21 protein-coding genes are annotated in these 17,740 nt (G+C 45.1%); all 21 read left to right on the forward strand.

Features of this window, described 5'->3' with window-relative positions; all coding sequences use genetic code 11:
* Positions 1–8: 8 nt before the first annotated feature.
* Positions 9–980, forward strand: coding sequence for a flagellar motor switch protein FliM (fliM, locus tag ACYQ2M_RS10340; protein WP_459916259.1), 972 nt, complete (start codon positions 9–11; stop codon positions 978–980).
* A 6-nt stretch (positions 981–986) separates the two neighbouring features.
* Positions 987–1,316, forward strand: coding sequence for a flagellar motor switch protein FliN (gene fliN, locus ACYQ2M_RS10345; RefSeq protein ID WP_459916260.1), 330 nt, complete (start codon positions 987–989; stop codon positions 1,314–1,316).
* Positions 1,317–1,522: 206 nt separating this feature from the next.
* Positions 1,523–1,825 carry a FliO/MopB family protein gene (locus tag ACYQ2M_RS10350; RefSeq protein WP_459916261.1) on the forward strand — a complete coding sequence of 101 codons (303 nt, stop codon included), beginning with the start codon at positions 1,523–1,525 and terminating at the stop codon, positions 1,823–1,825.
* Positions 1,806–2,609 carry a flagellar type III secretion system pore protein FliP gene (gene fliP / locus ACYQ2M_RS10355; protein ID WP_459916262.1) on the forward strand — a complete coding sequence of 268 codons (804 nt, stop codon included), beginning with the start codon at positions 1,806–1,808 and terminating at the stop codon, positions 2,607–2,609. The genes ACYQ2M_RS10350 and fliP overlap by 20 nt, the downstream gene beginning before the upstream one ends.
* 166 nt (positions 2,610–2,775) lie before the next feature.
* On the forward strand, positions 2,776–3,045 hold the full coding sequence (fliQ, locus tag ACYQ2M_RS10360) for a flagellar biosynthesis protein FliQ (protein WP_459916263.1): 270 nt from the start codon (positions 2,776–2,778) through the stop codon (positions 3,043–3,045).
* Between the two features lie 13 nt (positions 3,046–3,058).
* Positions 3,059–3,832 carry a flagellar biosynthetic protein FliR gene (gene fliR, locus ACYQ2M_RS10365; RefSeq protein WP_459916264.1) on the forward strand — a complete coding sequence of 258 codons (774 nt, stop codon included), beginning with the start codon at positions 3,059–3,061 and terminating at the stop codon, positions 3,830–3,832.
* A 79-nt stretch (positions 3,833–3,911) separates the two neighbouring features.
* Complete coding sequence (flhB, locus tag ACYQ2M_RS10370) at positions 3,912–4,976, forward strand: flagellar biosynthesis protein FlhB (protein ID WP_459916265.1); 1,065 nt, start codon at positions 3,912–3,914, stop codon at positions 4,974–4,976.
* A gap of 29 nt (positions 4,977–5,005) precedes the next feature.
* A complete protein-coding gene (gene flhA, locus ACYQ2M_RS10375; protein ID WP_459916266.1) occupies positions 5,006–7,096 on the forward strand; it encodes a flagellar biosynthesis protein FlhA in 2,091 nt (696 codons plus the stop codon).
* A complete protein-coding gene (locus tag ACYQ2M_RS10380; RefSeq protein ID WP_459916267.1) occupies positions 7,083–8,177 on the forward strand; it encodes a flagellar biosynthesis protein FlhF in 1,095 nt (364 codons plus the stop codon). Before flhA ends, ACYQ2M_RS10380 begins: the two co-directional genes overlap by 14 nt.
* A 27-nt stretch (positions 8,178–8,204) precedes the next feature.
* Entirely contained in the window at positions 8,205–9,113 is a 909-nt protein-coding gene (locus tag ACYQ2M_RS10385; protein ID WP_459916268.1) for a MinD/ParA family protein, read from the forward strand.
* A 7-nt stretch (positions 9,114–9,120) separates the two neighbouring features.
* A complete protein-coding gene (locus tag ACYQ2M_RS10390) occupies positions 9,121–9,888 on the forward strand; it encodes a FliA/WhiG family RNA polymerase sigma factor (protein WP_459916269.1) in 768 nt (255 codons plus the stop codon).
* On the forward strand, positions 9,888–10,550 hold the full coding sequence (locus ACYQ2M_RS10395) for a hypothetical protein (protein WP_459916270.1): 663 nt from the start codon (positions 9,888–9,890) through the stop codon (positions 10,548–10,550). The genes ACYQ2M_RS10390 and ACYQ2M_RS10395 overlap by 1 nt, the downstream gene beginning before the upstream one ends.
* Positions 10,551–10,568: 18 nt before the next feature.
* Entirely contained in the window at positions 10,569–10,868 is a 300-nt protein-coding gene (locus tag ACYQ2M_RS10400; RefSeq protein WP_459916271.1) for a hypothetical protein, read from the forward strand.
* Between the two features lie 32 nt (positions 10,869–10,900).
* Complete coding sequence (locus ACYQ2M_RS10405; RefSeq protein WP_459916272.1) at positions 10,901–11,332, forward strand: DUF6115 domain-containing protein; 432 nt, start codon at positions 10,901–10,903, stop codon at positions 11,330–11,332.
* 225 nt (positions 11,333–11,557) lie between these two features.
* Entirely contained in the window at positions 11,558–12,646 is a 1,089-nt protein-coding gene (gene fliK / locus ACYQ2M_RS10410) for a flagellar hook-length control protein FliK (RefSeq protein WP_459916273.1), read from the forward strand.
* Positions 12,647–12,925 (forward strand): EscU/YscU/HrcU family type III secretion system export apparatus switch protein, encoded by a 279-nt coding sequence (locus ACYQ2M_RS10415; protein WP_459916274.1) that lies wholly within the window; start codon positions 12,647–12,649, stop codon positions 12,923–12,925.
* Between the two features lie 678 nt (positions 12,926–13,603).
* Positions 13,604–14,296, forward strand: coding sequence for a flagellar basal-body rod protein FlgF (gene flgF, locus ACYQ2M_RS10420; protein WP_459916275.1), 693 nt, complete (start codon positions 13,604–13,606; stop codon positions 14,294–14,296).
* 12 nt (positions 14,297–14,308) lie between these two features.
* Positions 14,309–15,091, forward strand: a complete 783-nt coding sequence (gene flgG, locus ACYQ2M_RS10425; protein WP_459916276.1) for a flagellar basal-body rod protein FlgG — start codon at positions 14,309–14,311, stop codon at positions 15,089–15,091.
* A 5-nt stretch (positions 15,092–15,096) separates the two neighbouring features.
* The gene (flgA, locus tag ACYQ2M_RS10430; protein ID WP_459916277.1) at positions 15,097–15,852 is read left to right on the forward strand and encodes a flagellar basal body P-ring formation chaperone FlgA; all 756 of its coding nucleotides are present in this window, start codon (positions 15,097–15,099) and stop codon (positions 15,850–15,852) included.
* Positions 15,853–15,868: 16 nt separating this feature from the next.
* Positions 15,869–16,585 carry a flagellar basal body L-ring protein FlgH gene (locus tag ACYQ2M_RS10435; protein WP_459916278.1) on the forward strand — a complete coding sequence of 239 codons (717 nt, stop codon included), beginning with the start codon at positions 15,869–15,871 and terminating at the stop codon, positions 16,583–16,585.
* Positions 16,586–16,622: 37 nt separating this feature from the next.
* Positions 16,623–17,735, forward strand: coding sequence for a flagellar basal body P-ring protein FlgI (locus ACYQ2M_RS10440; RefSeq protein WP_459916279.1), 1,113 nt, complete (start codon positions 16,623–16,625; stop codon positions 17,733–17,735).
* Positions 17,736–17,740 lie beyond the last annotated feature (5 nt).

Here is a 17,740-nt window from a genome sequence, read left to right on the forward strand (position 1 = left end):
GGTAAGTCATGGCAAATGTTTTATCACAGGATGAAGTAGATTCCCTTCTGGGCGGAATTGATGCTGGAAGCGTAGCCACAGAAACAGATGTTCCCGATAACAATGAGGAGGCAATTGCCTATAATTTTGCCTCGGAGTCGGGCCCTTTAAACCTGCCTACCTTTCAGGTCATAAATGAACGCCTCACCGGATTTCTGCGGGAGAAACTGTCTCTTCTGACCAATAAAAATATAGATGTAAAGCTTGTATCCAATGAATTGATTCGATTTAATGACTTTTGCCGTTCACTTCCTCTACCGGCAAGCATTAATGTCTTTAAAATTGATCCACTGAGGGGCGCAGCCTTGCTGGTTCTTGAAGGACGGCTTGTTTTTTCATTTGTTGAAATTTTCTTTGGTGGAAAGGGGCTCAATCCCTGGAAGCTTGAAGGTAGGGCTTTTACCCCCATTGAATCCAGGATTATTGAGAAAATCTGTCGCATTATTTTGAATGAACTTCAGACGGTGTGGACGGATGTCCATGATGTCAAAATGATTTTTTCACATTCAGAGATAGATCCACAATTTACCCAGATTACCAAGCCCGAAGATATGGTGATTGCCACTCGTTTTTCTGTGGCATTGCCTAACACATCTGGAACCCTTTTTTTTTGTATCCCCTATGCCACCATTGAGCCACTTAAGGAAAAGTTTAAGCAAAAGTTGGGTTATGACTCGTTGGAGGTTGATAAGGTGTGGCAGGCAGCCCTGCTGCAGAAAATTCAGAGTGTGCCCCTGAATGTAAGCTGTATCCTTGGCACCGCACGGATCAATGCCGGAGAATTGCTGGAATTGAGTGCTGAGGATGTCATTATGCTGGATCAGAAAACCGTAGATCCCGTTGTGATCAAGATTGGGGATGTGCCTAAGTTCAAAGGCTTTCCAGGTGCTTATAACAACAATAAAGCCGTACGTATATGTGAAAAGATTCAAAAGGAGTAATGTGTTATGGTCCAGGAAAAAAATACAGAAAACAGCTCAGGGGATAAGGAAAACATGGATGAGCAACCAAGGGGGAAAAATGATCTTGATTTAATTCTAGATATTCCCCTTGAGCTTTCGGTTGAATTGGGACGGACTAAAATGCTTGTGAATAATTTGCTTCAGCTGGGACAAGGCTCCATCATTGATTTAAATAAACCGGCGGGTGAGACCCTTGACATCTGCGTCAATGGAAAGCTTGTGGCCCGGGGAGAAGTGGTGGTGGTGGATGAAAAGTATGGTATTCGTGTCACCGACATTGCAAGTCCCCTTGAGCGGGTAAAATCTTTGAGCTGAATCCATCTCTCAATTTGCCGATTTAGTGGGACTTGATCACAATATGGGAAACCGTAAATAATTACTGTCTCAATGAGTCGGGCGTATTTATTCTGAGATGCTGAGGCTTTTATCAGGCTCCATGCTTTACGCCAGCCTGATTCCATATCAAATATCTTAATGTTGTGATAAGGCCATTTAGGTATCGTCCAGTCCAAGGGGGTGTCATGGATAAAGTCAATTTTTTTGATATTAATCTTATCGGCACAGGCATGAAATCATTTGCCATGCTTGCTCTGGTGCTTGCCTGTGTCATTTTTGTGCTTTATATCATGCGTAGATTCCTGAGTATAGGTGCTGGAACCAAGGGAGAAGTGGATATGAAACGCCTGGGTGCGTTATATTTTTCACCCAAGGAGAGAATTGAAGTTGTTGAAATATCCGGGGAGCGTATTGTGCTGGGAGTTGCTCCTGGATCTGTCAATTACATTATCACCCTCAAGGATACAAATGAAAATACCTCTGAATGATAAATCCGCTTGGGGGAGACTTCTAGGCCACCACTGGTGGGAAGTAGTGATTGTTTTATTGCTTGTGCTCCTGGCCGTTTCCCGGGCCATGGCAGCGGATTTTCTTTTTCCATCTGTGCAGTTGGGGGTGGAAAGAAGCGGTGATCCCGGCGATGTCTCCATTCTTCTTCAGACCGTTTTCCTTTTAACTGTCCTGACGCTTGCACCTTCCATTCTCATTCTGATGACATCTTTTACTAGACTTGCGATTGTTCTTGCCTTTTTGAGACAGGCCCTGGGTACCCAGCAGACTCCTTCCAATCAGATTATTGCAGGCATATCTCTTTTCCTGACGATTTTTATCATGATGCCCGTGGGTCAAAAAATAAACGATACCGCCTTGCAACCTTATCTTAATGAAGACATTTCCCAAAAAAAGGCCTTGGATAATGCAATGCAACCTATTCGGCAGTTCATGTACAAGCAGACCCGGGAAAAAGACTTGGCTCTATTTGTACGTTTGTCTGAGAATCCAAAACCGGCTGACCGGGAAGCAATTTCACTGTTTGTGCTTATCCCGGCCTTTGTGATCAGTGAATTGAAAACAGCTTTTATCATCGGCTTTGTTTTGTTTGTACCCTTTTTGATTATTGATATGGTGGTGGCAAGCGTTCTATTGAGCATGGGAATGATGATGTTACCCCCGGTGATGATTTCTCTGCCTTTTAAATTGATGCTGTTTGTGCTGGTGGATGGCTGGAATTTGATTATCAGCTCACTGGTTAATAGTTTTATGTCTGGATAAAATATTTGACCTTTGGCGTTTTTTTAACGGATACTTTGTGTCAAAATATTGGCATGGTTTTTCTGATATAATTTTAAATGGGACTTGATCGTGATCCGAGCCATTCCCGGGAGAGCTTAGACACATGAGACATAATTTGGGCCATTCTTTCCTAAGGAGATAAACGATGACCCCTGAATTTGTGGTGAGCTTTGCACAGGAAGCTATTAAGGTCACCATTTTGGTATCTTTGCCGGTTCTCATAATGGGGCTTGTGGTGGGGCTTGTGGTCAGTATATTCCAAGCGGTGACCCAGATAAATGAAATGACGCTTACCTTTGTCCCCAAGATTCTTGTGGTTCTTGTGGGCTTGATTTTTATGGCCCCTTGGATGCTGGAACATTTGATGACCTTCACTATTAACCTGATTGAACAAATTCCGACCTATATCAGGTAATAAAAGGTGTGCCATGCCCTTTGATATCCAAACCATTGAGCGCTTTTTTCTTGTACTGATGCGATTAAGCGTTCTGATCTTCATGCTTCCCTTTTTTAATTCCCGGATATTTCCAGCCATGGTCAAGACCGGCCTTTCACTTTTGCTTTCCATCACCCTTTTTCCTGTGGTAACCATGGACCTGGCGGGTTTTCCTGAAACCCTGCCTGAACTTGCTGCCATCGTTCTTGTGGAGTTCACCATTGGATTGATTCTGGGATTGCTGGTCCAGCTTGTGTTTGAAGGTATTCGTCTTATGGGACATCTTGTGGGCTTTGAAACCGGTTTTGCCATTGCCAATGTATTTGATCCCCAGAGCGGGGCACAGGTATCGCTTATGGCTAATTTTTCATATTTTACGGCCATGGCATTGTTTTTGCTTATTAATGGGCATCATGTGCTGATCCATGCCATGAAGGAAAGCTTTGAAATCATCCCATTGGGAAGCATAATTATGGACCAGCGTATTTTTGAGGAAATGCTTTCCGTAACGGGAAGGATGTTCCTAATTGCCATTAAGATAGGGGCGCCAGCCATTGCCGCTCTGCTTTTCACCAAGGTGGGATTCGGTTTGATTACCAAATTGATTCCCCAGATGAACATCATGATCGTTGGCTTTCCGGTTCAGATTGCCATGGGCCTGTTTTTTTTTGGTATCTGCCTGGATGTGCTGATGAGTTTCATGGAAACATATGTAAGTGACCTGGGGCTTTTTCTTATAAATATAATGGGCCTGATGGGCGATTGAGATCTTCACCGCCCAATGAGGTGGGATTTTAACGGCAGTTTTTAAGACCAGCAGGTTGTCTCCCGACAGGAATGGATAAATGGCAGACCAAAGTTCCGAGGACAAAACTGAACAGGCGACACCCAAAAAACGGGAGGATGCCAGAAAAAAAGGCGAGGTTGCCAAAAGTCGGGAATTGCCTTCTGTGGCGGTATTGTTGTCCGGGCTTTTCACTTTCATGATCTTTGGAACCTACATGTACAGCCAGATCCAGGAATTGATGATCAAGGCCTTTCGCCTCCCCCTTTCAAGGGTGCTGGCCCTGAATGATTTTCTTGATTTTTCATGGGAGATGGTAAGTGTTTTTTTCATGATCATGGCTCCCTTATTTGCCGTCATTTTTATTGTGGCCATCCTGTCCAATGTCATGCAGGTGGGATTCATGATAACGGCGGAAAACATAATGCCCAAATTTTCCAAACTTGATCCGTTTAAGGGCATGGGTAGACTGTTTTCAAGCCAGTCGGTGATGGAAGCGGTGAAATGCGTGTCAAAGCTTTTGATTGTGGGCTGGGTCGGCTATGTTACCATCAAAAAAGAGATGGAGCAGATTATGCTGTTGGGGGAGCTGCCCTTTGATGAGATTGTCTCCTATATATTTCAGACAACCTTTACCCTGTTTATCCGATGTGCCTTGGCCATGATTGTCATTGTCATCCTGGATTATTCCTTCCAGAAATGGCAGTTTGAAAAGAAACTTAAGATGAGTAAAAAAGAAATCAAGGATGAATCCAAGGAGTCAGAGGGCGATCCCATGGTCAAGTCCAGGATTCGGAATATCCAAATGCAGATGGCAAGAAATAGAATGATGCAGGACGTACCAAATGCTGATGTGGTCATAACCAACCCCACCCATTATGCCGTGGCGTTAAAATATGATGATACCAGCATGGGAGCTCCCCGGGTACTGGCCAAGGGCAAGGGGGAGATTGCCAAAAAAATCAAGGAGCTGGCCCGGGAACATTCCATTTTGATCTACGAGAACAGAGATCTTGCCAGAAATCTTTATAAAATGGTGGAAATCAATCAGGAAGTGCCACCATTGCTGTACCAGGCTGTGGCGGAGGTCTTGGCATATGTATACAAACAAAAGCACAGGTTATAAGGGGGAGAGTTTCCTCCTGAAAGCAGACCATGGATAAGATGTTAAATTTAAAATTCATTCAAGTGGAAGGCGGAGAAGTTCTGGCGGCCCTGGGGGTTGTGACCATATTAATGGTCATGATCATTCCGCTGCCGTCCATATTGCTGGATTTTTTGCTGGCATTGAATATAACCGTTGCCGTGACCATCCTTTTAATTGCCATGTCCACGGAAAAATCTTTGGATTTTGCCATTTTCCCCTCCCTTCTTCTGGTAACAACCCTTTTTAGGCTGTCGTTGAATGTGGCATCCACCCGGTTGATTCTCCTGCATGGCAGTGAGGGAATGGATGCGGCGGGAAAGGTCATTAAATCATTTGGCAGTTTTGTCATGGGGGGCAATTATGTGGTGGGACTGATTGTTTTTATTGTGCTGGTTCTCATTAATTTCGTGGTCATCACCAAGGGTGCCACGAGGGTGGCGGAGGTGGCCGCCCGGTTTACCCTGGATGCCATGCCGGGAAAGCAGATGGCCGTGGATGCAGATCTCAACGCTGGTTTGATTGATGAAAATCAGGCCAAAATGCGTAGAGGGATCATTACCCGGGAGGCGGAATTCAACGGTGCCATGGACGGTGCCTCCAAATTTGTCCGGGGGGATGCCATTGCCGGCATAGTCATCACCATTATAAATATCCTGGGGGGATTGGTCATTGGTGTTTTTCAGCAGAACATGAATTTCATTGATGCGGCCCAAAATTACACTTTGCTCACCGTGGGAGATGGCCTGGTTTCCCAGATTCCCGCCCTGATTATTTCAACGGCCTCGGGTATTGTGGTAACCCGCTCCACCTCAGAGGGGACCATGGGCGGTGATTTTGCAAGACAGTTTGTTAAATATCCCCGGGCAGTTAATATGGCTGCCCTGATGGTATTTCTATTTGGATTGATTCCCGGTTTACCACATATTTCATTTATTCTGCTTTCCATTGTTATTGCCGGTATCAGCTTTCTGGCCAAGGGAGAAGAAAAAAAACAGGAGGCAGAAGGGCTTCAAGCGCCTGTGGATGATGAGGTGCCATCAGGTCCGGAACCGGTGGAACATCTTTTGACGGTCGATGCCCTGGAGGTGGAAGTGGGATATGGGCTTATCAGTCTGGTGGACAAAGATCAGGGTGGGGAGTTTCTGGATCGGGTACATTCCCTGCGTCGGCAATTTGCCCAGGACATGGGGATCATCATTCCGCCCATTCATATTCGGGATAACCTTCAGATAAAATCAAACAGGTACAATATCCTGATTAAAGGGGTTAAAATTGCCTCATCAGAGTTGATGGTGAACCATTACATGGCCATGGACCCCGGTGATTCCATTCGAAAAATCGAAGGGATCAGCACCACGGAACCGGCCTTTAATTTGCCAGCGGTGTGGATCCCCGATGCCAGGAAAGAAGAGGCAAAACTTGCTGGTTACACGGTGGTGGACAGTGTCACCATCATGACCACCCATCTCACCGAGGTACTTCGGAAATATGCCTCGGAACTTCTGGGCAGACAGGATGTTCAGGCTCTGCTGGATAATCTTGCGGCTCGTTATCCCAAAGTGGTGGAAGAACTGGTGCCAAAGCAGTTGACACTGGGAGGGGTTCAAAAGGTGCTGCAGAACCTTTTGCAGGAGCATGTGTCCATTAAAGACATGCTGACCATTGTGGAAACTCTGGCAGACTATTCCCCGGTGAGCAAGGATCCTGATCTATTGACAGAATATGTTCGGCATAAACTGTCTCGATCCATCATGGCACCTTACCTCAGTGAAGACGGAACCTTGAATCTGATCACACTTGCCCCGGACGTGGAAACTTTGTTGATCAAGGCCCTTCAGAAAACGGATCATGGCGTTTATCTGTCCATGGATCCCAAAGTTACTGAGCCCATCATTCGTTCCGTCAAAAAACAGACGGAAAATGCCATGGTCAATAATATTCAGCCTATTATCATGACATCTCCTGTGATTCGGCGGCATTTCAGAAAATTGATTGAAACCTTTGTGCCTTCAGTGATGGTGATGTCCCAGAGTGAACTCTTGAATGATATTCGATTTAAATCCATTGGCGAGGTGAACCTGCGTGATGCAAAAGTATAAATATTGTGCAGCTACCATTGAAGAAGCCACCGCATTGATTCGAAGTTCCCTGGGAGCAGATGCAATGATAATTTCCACAGACCGCTTAAGGGGCAGAGATGGAAAAGAATTTTTTGAAATCTGTGCGATTCCGGGAACCGCATCTGTTGCATCTCCGGCACCGCCATGCCCATCGAAATCAGGACCGGAATCCCTGGGAGACATTAAGAATGAGCTGGTGAGCATTAAACAGATGATGTCATTTATACCAAGTGCCCAAATTTCCATTCCCCACTTGGTGAAATATCCCATTGCCATGCATCTTTATGCAAAAATGATGGAACAGGGGATTGAAGATATCTGGATTAAAGATATACTTACCCGAGCCGGAATTTTTAAAGATAATATTTCTTCGTCACCGGATGATATTAAAAAACATGTGATCACCTCGTTAATGCATATGATAGATGTGAAAGATCCTTTTTTAGCGGGAGACACAAAGCAGATTATTGCAGCATTTGTTGGGACTACTGGAGTAGGCAAAACTACCACCATTGCAAAAATAGCAGCAAATTTGATGGTTCAACAGAGCAAAAAAGTGGGGCTTATTTCCATTGATACCTATCGTATCGGTGCCATGGAACAGTTGAAGAGTTATGCCGATATTTTGGGAATTCCATGCTTCCAGGCCTTCACAAGGAGAGATCTGCTTCTTGCCCTTGGAAGGTTACGTTCGAAAGAGGTCGTTCTCATTGACACTGCCGGAAGAAGTCAGTATGACATGCCTCGATTGGAGGGGTTGAAGGCAATGATCGGAGATCATGCTGCCATTGACACCCATCTGCTTTTGAGTGTGGGGATGTCGTCATCGGAGATGAAGGCAACAGCTGAAAGCTTCATGCCCCTAAATTTTAAGACCTGTATCTTTACAAAGCTTGATGAATCCCGAATGATGGGTAATATTGTAAATCAGACGGCAACCTATAAGATTCCCATCTCCTATGTGACAGCGGGGCAAAATGTGCCGGAAGACATAGAGTGTGCAGACAGAAAGAGACTCGTTTCCATACTTTTGGGAAAAAACACCAGAACAAACCCTTGAAGAATTTAAATAATCGGAGAACAGACAATGGATCAGGCAGCCAATTTGAGAAAAATGATAAAAGGGGAATCTGAGAAAATTTCCAATTTGATGAAGGATGAGGCTTTTCTTTCCGCTGAAACAGGGGGGGCCCCCCGGGTGATTGCCGTTACCAGTGGCAAAGGAGGCGTGGGCAAGACAAATATTGTGGGAAACCTTGCCATTGCCTTCCAGCGTATGGGAAAAAAAGTTTTGATTTTTGATGCAGACCTGGGCCTGGCCAATATTGATATTATTTTTGGTATTCATCCACAGTATAATATTGATGGGGTCATCCGGGGAGAAAAAAGGTTATCTGAAATAATTGTCCAGGGCCCGGAGGGGGTCTCCATCATACCTGCAAGCTCGGGCATTGAAGAGGTGGCCAACCTGACAGAGGGACAAAAGCTCAATCTTCTGGATGAATTTGATAATCTCAATGATAAATTTGATATCATGCTCATAGACACCGGTGCAGGCATTTCATCCAATGTGGTCTATTTTAATCTGGCTGCCCAGGAGCGTCTTGTGGTGGTAACTCCGGAACCCACATCCATTACCGATGCCTATGCTCTCTTAAAAGTGATGTTCAGTCGATATGGAACCAAGGAATTTACCATTTTAATGAACATGGTCAAGGATGAGAAAGAAGCCAAATCGGTGTTTAAAAACCTGAGCAATGTGGCAGATAGGTTTCTTGTGGGAATTTCCCTTGACTATGCCGGATTTATCCCCGTTGATGATACCCTGAAAAAAGCGGTGATCAAGCGTCAGCCGGTGATCTGTGCCTATCCAAGAGCAGACTCAAGCCAGCGCATCAATATGCTGGCCACCTATCTGCTCAATGAGGCAGAAGTCCGTCCGGTGGATGGTAATATCAAATTTTTCTGGAAACAGCTTATAGACGGAGCTGCCTGATAAAAAAATGAAGGCACAAATTCGTAAATATTCCCAGGCTGCCCGGGCTGGCGCAGATAAGCATAAGCTGAGCGATGATCGCCGGGAGACCCTTATCTTGGAGTTTGCGCCGGTGGTGAAATATATTGCGGATCGCATGACCATGCACCTTCCCTCGGGTATTTCCAGAGAAGATCTGATCAGTGCCGGGGTGATGGGCCTAAACGATGCCATGGATAAATTTAAGGTGGAAAAAGGGGTCAAATTTAAGACCTATGCCACCTATCGCATCAAAGGAGCCATGGTGGACGAGCTTCGAAAAATGGGCTGGGCCTCCCGATCCGTTATTCGGGATAACCAGCAGATTGAAAGATCAATGGATGCACTTAAACGAAAGCTGGGCAGGGAACCCAAAGATATTGAAGTGGCAGATCAGCTGGGCATGGATCTGGATTCCTATCATAAAATACTGTGGCGAACCCGCAGGATTTCCCTTGTGAGTCTTGATGAGATGCTGCCTGACGGCAATACACCCCGCATGGCCTGTCAGACCTCGGAGAGAGAAACTCCATTTGATGCATTAAAAGTCAAAGAGCTTAAACAAACGATTGCCCGGGAGATTGAAACACTTTCAAGAAATGAGCAACTGGTTATTTCTCTTTATTATTATGAGGACTTGACTTTAAAGGAAATAGGGAAGGTGCTGGATTTGACGGAGTCCCGAATTTCGCAGATTCATTCCAAAGTGATTTCCAAACTCAGAAGCCGGCTGCAGTCCAGTCGTGATCAGACATAATGACAATGGATGATAAAAAAAAAGCTAATATTGATGCTCTCCTGGATGATGGGATGTTCACTGGGGGTGAGCTCAGTGAAGATAACGCTCTGGATGATGAGATGTTCACCGGAGTTGAACTCGGTGAAGATGATGTTGCCTTACGCAAAAATACCCAAAAGCCCAATTTTAAGACAAAAACCCGTCCAGGACTTCCTGGAAAAACAAAAAAAAAGAAAACCACTGGGATATGGCCCATGATCATGGGGGTAATGATTATGCTGGTTATCATTGGTACTCTTGTGGGATTTATGATCCAGCAGAAAAGGATTTCTCAACAGATGGCTGGCCAGGCCATTTCTTCATTGACTTTACCGATTTCCCCGAAAAAAGAACTTTATCTTAAAGATTTTATCGTCCCACTGAAGGTCACTCATCTTTATACTTGTATTACTTTTTCTGTGGTGATCTATTCCTGGGAAAACGACTTTGTCTCACCCCTGATCCATGAAAAACAGTGGCTCAGGGGCAAACTTTATGATATCTTGGTGAAAAAAATAGAAAAGGAGACGGATACTCCTTCACTGGAGATGTTCAGACTATGGGTTCAGCAGGCTGTGCGCCAGTTATTGCCGGATCGTCATATTATTTCCGTGGAGATCCATCAATTTCTTGTGGTTTAAATTCCCGGAGGTGAAAAAATGCCAAACATTTCAGATATGAATATCGTTATAGGACAAGCCTCTGCCATTAAACAGATGCGCGCTGCAGCTGAGCAGGATGTTGAATTGAATCGGCAGTTTATTTCCCATGCGGCGCATGCACTGAATAATAAAAAACAGATTCAGGTGAAAACTATGGAGCCCGGATACAAAACACAGATGAGGGCAGATGATGATAAAAAAGCTTTGGTACCTGCCCCCCTTGAACGTATTGTCTCCTCTGATAAACAAGAATTGGCCAATGCAACAGGTGGAACATTTGTAGATATCAAGGTTTGATTATGCCCGTTCTGGATTTGAACAGGATAATCATGGTATTGATTTTCATGGATATTCTGATTGTTATTGTCTTTGTGAGCTTTTTATGGAAAAATAGAAGCCTGAATATTGAAGAAGATCTTCAAAAAAAAATGGATGTATTTGAGTCTCTGCTGATGGATGCCGATCAAATGACCATTCACATGAAAAAAAACTTGGAGGAAAAATATCGAGTATTAAAAAATTTGGAAGAGAGTCTTGATCAACGCATCCATCGCCTGGAACATTTGATGGATATTGCAGATAAAAAAATCATTTCCTTTGATACGGCTGTTCATGAAAAACCGGTCTCTTCTGAATTAACTCAGGTCCAGCAGATCCTGTTGATGGTGAAACAGGGGTTGGATCTGGAGGATATAGCGGGTCGTCTTTCTATTCCAAGGGGAACAGTGAAGCTTGTTTTAGAATTAAATAAAAAAAGCTAATTACAGCATGGGCTTAATCCTTCTTGGCAGGTGTGCGCCAAGGGTTAATAGCTTTATGTTTTTACCCATTGTTTATTAAAGCGTTTGCAAATTTAAAATGTCACAGATAACGAGCATTTTTTATATTCCCTTAAAACTTCTTGAATACAATGTCAGAACTTGTGCCGGTTATGCTGGTAATTTAAATTGTGCCTTGCTCCGCAATAAGAACTGAGGAAAAATGCTTTGATACCTATCAATACTGCATCCAATCTGTTTTCAAAACTGAAGGTACCATTGCCCCGGCTTCATGACGTTATGGCTGATCTGGGCCTCAAGCTTGGAGATGTCGTTGAAGGACATGTATTAAAACAATCCAGTCCGGGAAATATTATGTTGTTGATCCAGGGGAAAAAGATTCGAGCTCATACCCAAGTGCCACTTAAGCCTGGCATGCGATTGACTTTAAAGTTTTCATCAGACATTGGCATGCCTACTTTGAAAATTATTGATACCCACTCACCCCGGGGGCGAGCTTTGGACCTTGGGGCCATCCGGGCTGCACTTGATGACAATATATGGGCCAATATATATGAGTCTCTGGATGACCCACTTCTATCTCCAAAAGATCGGAAAGATATTAAGATCTTAATGGAAAAAATATATCAAATGACGCGTCTCCGTCCGGGGGGAGAATGCATCAAGGCCTTGGTGGACTTATCTGGGCTTGCCTGGGAAAATAAATTTGCCCGGATGGTTTCGGGTATGGGACCAGATACTTTGGACACCTTGGTTCATGGTGATTTAAAAGGGCTTATATCAAAAGTTTTAATGGATCCCCTCACCTCAGAGACAATGTTAAAACCTTTTATTGAGGCATTGGATAATATTCAGCTTCTCAATCTTCCCGGCAGTGACCATACCAGAAGCGTTTTTCTTCCCCTGCCACTGAGCTTTGACGGTGGTGCCATGGGGTTGGCTCAAATTCTACTTCAATTTCCCCGGGAAAATGGCTCTGCATCACAGGAAGTGGGGGAAAAAGAGTCGGATCGGCAATATTCACTTTTGATGCTGTTGGAGATGTCCTCATTGGGTGCCATCCGTGCGGAACTTGTTTTAAAAGGCAAAAAGATCCAGGGACGATTTATGGTGGACAGAAAGGCCACTGCTGAATCCATTGAAACCCACTTATCTTCTTTTTCATCCATGCTTGTGGATCGTGGATTCACCGTCGGGTACATGGGATGTCAGGTGGCGGACACCGAAATTGTAACGCAAAGCCCTGTTGAGGAAATTGTTACCCGGGAGGGCAGTTCTGTCTGCTTTGTGGCTTGAATGAAAAGAAAAAAACAGCAAACGGCTGCGGTGGCATTAACCTATGATGCCGGAAAGGAAAAGGCCCCCAGAGTTGTGGCCACCGGCAGGGGAGACATGGCGGAAAAAATTATCAAGCTTGCCCGGAGGCACAGAATTCATATCCATAACGATCCAGATCTGCTTGAGATGTTATCTCAGTTGGACCTGAACAAGGAAATCCCGCCTTCTCTGTATGAAGTTGTGGCAGAATTGTTGGCATTTATTTATTTGCTGAATTCAGAAGAGTCAAAAAAATGACATGCCTCTCCTTTGAATCCGTCAATATTGCATTTTATGGAAGGCTTGCCCATTATGAGTCCTGTTAGATGTTTTCAATGCCGATATTATTATGTAACATGGGATAAACGCCATCCATATGGCTGTCGTAAGATGGGCTTTAAGAGCCCTCAACTGCCAAGTTTAGTGGTGCGCAGAAGTACCGGAAGAGAATGCCTTTCGTTTACACCCAAGCGTTTTCCCTCTGCTTCATCAAGCCCTACCTGACTTCTCCCCGGATTGGGCAAGGGTGCGATCAAGCGCCATCTCAATTATCAAATCCAACTTGTCTTCCATGTGGGATAAATATTTACCTGGCAATTTTTTCCGCCTGCTCCATCCTCAATATAACGAAAATGCCATAATTCCTGATTCCGAGGGTTGTCCTGTCTGGAATAAAACCATCTGCAGTCCTTTTGTCTTGGTAGTTTTAAAGCGTTGAAATCGCGGGGCAGGTTTCGTTAAACAGGTTGTGTTTCTTACTTTTTTTAAGAAACTTCAGCCTTCTTTAAAAAATGGGCACTAATATTGCATATAAATAAAATGGCTTCCACAGTATAAACGTATGGGAAACAACAAGAGATTTACTGTGAACACATCGCGGGATCAATCACTCAAGGGGAATTTCCATGGGGATGCCGTTTTAATAAGGAGGACGCTTTGATATCAGGATTATTCACCACCATTGACAGCGCTTTGGTTCAAAAAACCAGATTTGATGCAATTTCCAATAACCTTGCCAATGTAAACACCAATGGATTTAAGAAAGATGATGGCTCGTTTCAATCCTCATCCTTTGCCATGAGTTTAGCTCAAAGATCAACCACTGATTTTAGCAGGGGAAATATCGTTCAGACAGGAAATCCACTGGATGTGGCACTGGATGGTTTTGGCTTTTTTAAAATTCAAACAGATAAGGGGGAGCGGTATACCCAAAATGGTGCCTTTACTCTGAACTCCCAGGGATATTTGGTTACAGACAAGGGGGAACGGGTGATGGGTAAAAACGGCCCCCTGGAGCTTAGGGGGGGCGAAGTGCGTATTTCCAGCGAAGGTGAGGTGTCTGTAAATGGCCAGGCGATTGATCAATTGGCGGTGGTGGACTTTAATCGTCTCCAGGATCTTGTAAAAGAAGCTAATTCCACATATTCCAATACCGGAGCCCCTGATAACCTCATTGAGCCTGAAAATATTCAGGTGAAACAGGGGTTTCTGGAAAAGTCCAATGTTAATCCCACCGAAGAAATGGTTAAAATGATGGAAATGTTCAGGATTTATGAATCCACCCAGGGGCTTATTCAGAACATGGGAGAAATGACGGATAAAATGCTCTCTGGATTTGGGCTGGAGTAAGGAGGAAATTGTATGATACGAGGAATGTGGTCCGCAGCAACTGGAATGGCTGCCCAACAGACAACCATTGATGTTATTTCCAATAACCTTGCCAATGTCAATACCACCAGCTTTAAAAAAAGTCGTGCTGAGTTCCAGGATTTGATGTACCAGACCTTGAACCAGGGCGGGGCCGAAACCGCTGGGGGTGATCAGATCCCCACGGGGATTCAGGTGGGCATGGGAACAGAGACCCTAGGGGTTCAAAAAATGTTCATGCAGGGGGATTTTGAACAGACAAAAAACGAGCTGGACATTGCCATTGAAGGCCAGGGATTTTTCAAGGTGATGAGTAATGATCAGGAACGCTATACCAGGGCCGGAAATTTTAAGATGGACAGTGAGGGCAATATTGTCACCCCCAACGGAGACAAACTCCAACCAGAGATGACGGTGCCAGCGGACACCTTATCTGTGACCATTGACAAGTATGGCCAGGTCACCGCCTTTGATCCCACCGGCACCGGGGTGGTTCTGGGTGAAATAGAGATATATGGTTTTGCCAATTCTGCAGGACTGTCAAGCCTGGGGCACAATCTGTACATGAGTACCGATGCATCGGGGGAGGCAATTTTCGCAACACCGGGATCAGAGGGAATGGGGACCATTCTCCAGGGATTTGTTGAAAAATCGAATGTGGATGTTGTGGAGGAGATGGTGAACATGATCATGGCCCAGCGTGCGTATGAGATGAACAGTAAATCTATTCAGACAGCCGACAGCATGCTGCAGGCGGCCAATAACCTTAAAAGGTAAGTGATATGTCTAAAACACACTGCATAAAGAATTTTATGGCGCTGGTGCTGCTTATCTTTTGGGGTGTTCAAGGTGTTAAGGCAGCATCCATCCATAAAACAGATAATAATGAAAACAAATATCAAACAATTGATAGCGCCAGATTTAGAGAAGCCTTTGACCAGTTTGTCTTTCAGCAGTCAGGCCGTGCTCCCACCGATGTTATAATTTCTAAATTCAAGGTACTGCATAATGAGCCGGTGCCCCGGGGAAAAGTCCAGATTCAGATAATTCAGAAGGGACACAATGAACTGGTTGAGTATGTTCGATTAAAAGCGGTGGTCACGGTTAATGGTTCCTTGGAAAACAAAGTGGAGTTGTGTGGATGGCTGGATGTTTTTGAAACGGTTGTGTGTGCATCCAGAAGTCTTAAGCGTGGAACCGTTATCAAGGCAAAAGACATTTATCTGGAGCGAAGAAATATCTCAAGTATGATGGATGATGTGCTGGTTGACATGAGCCAGGTGGTGGGGCTTATGACAAAGCATAATATTAAAGACAATGACACCCTGAAACGATGGGTATTAAAGCAATCCCCCGTTGTCCAGCGGGGTGATATGGTCACCATTCTGGTTCAGTCTGGAGGATTACGGGTGACGGTCCCCGGTAAGGTTCTTGATGACGGGTTTAAGGGGCAGACAGTCAGTGTTCTGAATACCATGAGCAGTAAAAAAATCATTGCACGAGTCATTGATAATTTGATGGTTCAGGTGGACATCTAAAAGGGCAGGGATAAAAATGAATTTTTTAAAGCTGGCCGGATTTCTGTTATTGGGAATACTGGCTTTGACAGGGTGCGCGACGGTGCCGCTTTCGCCCGCAGATGTCACCGAGGTAAAAAAGGTTACGATGCCGGAATTTTCAAAAACGCTTTACGCTCCAAGAGCAGAAGGTTCCCTGTGGTCGGAAGCCACCGGCATTGAACTGTACCTTGACAAAAAGGCAAGAAAGGTGGGGGATATTGTTGTGGTTCGGATTGTGGAAGATCCCGAAGCAAGTCTAAATGCCACCACTAGCACCAGTAAATCCTCCGGCATCAATGCCAAGCTCAAGCTGTTGGGATATATGGAGTCCCTGGCAGCCAAAAATCCGTATTTGCCCCAGAATCCGGGAAGTGATGATCTTATCAATGCCACCCTGGCATCGGACTTTGAAGGTTCCGGTACCAGTGGCCGGGATGGACACATCAAAGCCTATGTTTCTGCAGTGGTGGTACAGGTGCTTCCCAATGGGAACTTGGTCATCAATGGGAAAAGAGAAGTCAAGGTCAACCATGAAGCCCAGTACATTGTGTTCTCTGGACTGGTCAGGCCTGAAGATATCAGCACCAACAACGAGGTTGCCTCAACCTATGTCGCAAATGCCCAGATTTATTATTCCGGAGTAGGTGCCGTTGCCGATAAACAGAAACCCGGATGGCTGGGGAAGGTGGTGGATAATGTTTGGCCCTTTTAGGTATTTGTGGCTTGTGGTGGGTATGATTTTGTTTATAATGCCTTCTTTTGCAATGTCTGCACGGATAAAAGATGTTGTTTCCATCCAGGGAGTTCGATCCAATCAGTTGTTTGGATACGGCCTTGTCATCGGGCTTAATGGAAGCGGGGATAAGAGCGGTACCGAATTTACCCTTCAGGGGCTTGCCAATATGCTTGAACATACGGGTATTCGGGTCAATGCTTCGGACATAAAGGTGAAAAATGTTGCCGCAGTTATTGTCAGTGCCACCCTTCCAGCCTTTGCCAGAATTGGTAAAAAAATTGATGTTACCATCTCTTCCATTGGTGACGCCAAAAGTCTGGTGGGAGGGACCCTTTTGCTCACACCTTTGAAGGGCATTGATAATAAGGTTTATGCATTGGCCCAGGGCCCCCTTTCCGTGGGTGGATATATTGTGGGGGGTGCAGCCGGTGGTGGTGTCCAGAAAAATCATCCTACGGTGGGCAGAATTTCCGGGGGGGCAACCGTGGAAAAGGAAATTCCGCTGTCCCTGTCATCCAGACAATCCCTGGTTATGATTTTAAATGAACCGGATTTTAATACTGCATCAGCCATTTCCCGGGTAATTAATGCCAACTATGGAGAAGGCAGCACCACAGCTATTGATTCCGGTACCCTGGAGTTTAAAGTACCCGAAGCATTTCGCAATCGGGTGGTGGATTTGATTGCCCAAATGGGAACCCTGGAAGTTGCAACGGATGGAACGGCAAAAATTGTTGTCAATGAGCGCACTGGAACTGTGGTGATCGGGGAAAATGTACGGATTTCCAAAGTGGCCGTGGCCCATGGCAACCTGAGTATTCAGATCAAAGAAAGCCAGACAGTGTCTCAACCTGCTCCCTTTGCACCTTCGGGCAGGGGGGCTCCTGCCTCACAGATGGATGGCGGGGTGGTAGTTTCCCCCGGTGGAAGCACTGTGGTGACTCCAGACAGTGATGTAAACGTGACAGAGGAAGACAATAAACTGATGATGGTTCAAGGGGGCAGCACCATTGATGAGTTGGTCAAGGCCCTCAATGCCATCGGGATTACCCCCAGAGACCTGATTACTGTTTTACAGGCCATGAAGGCGGCGGGCGCACTTCAGGCAGAATTGGAAATCATTTAGAGGAT

Source organism: Desulfocicer niacini (assembly GCF_054657595.1).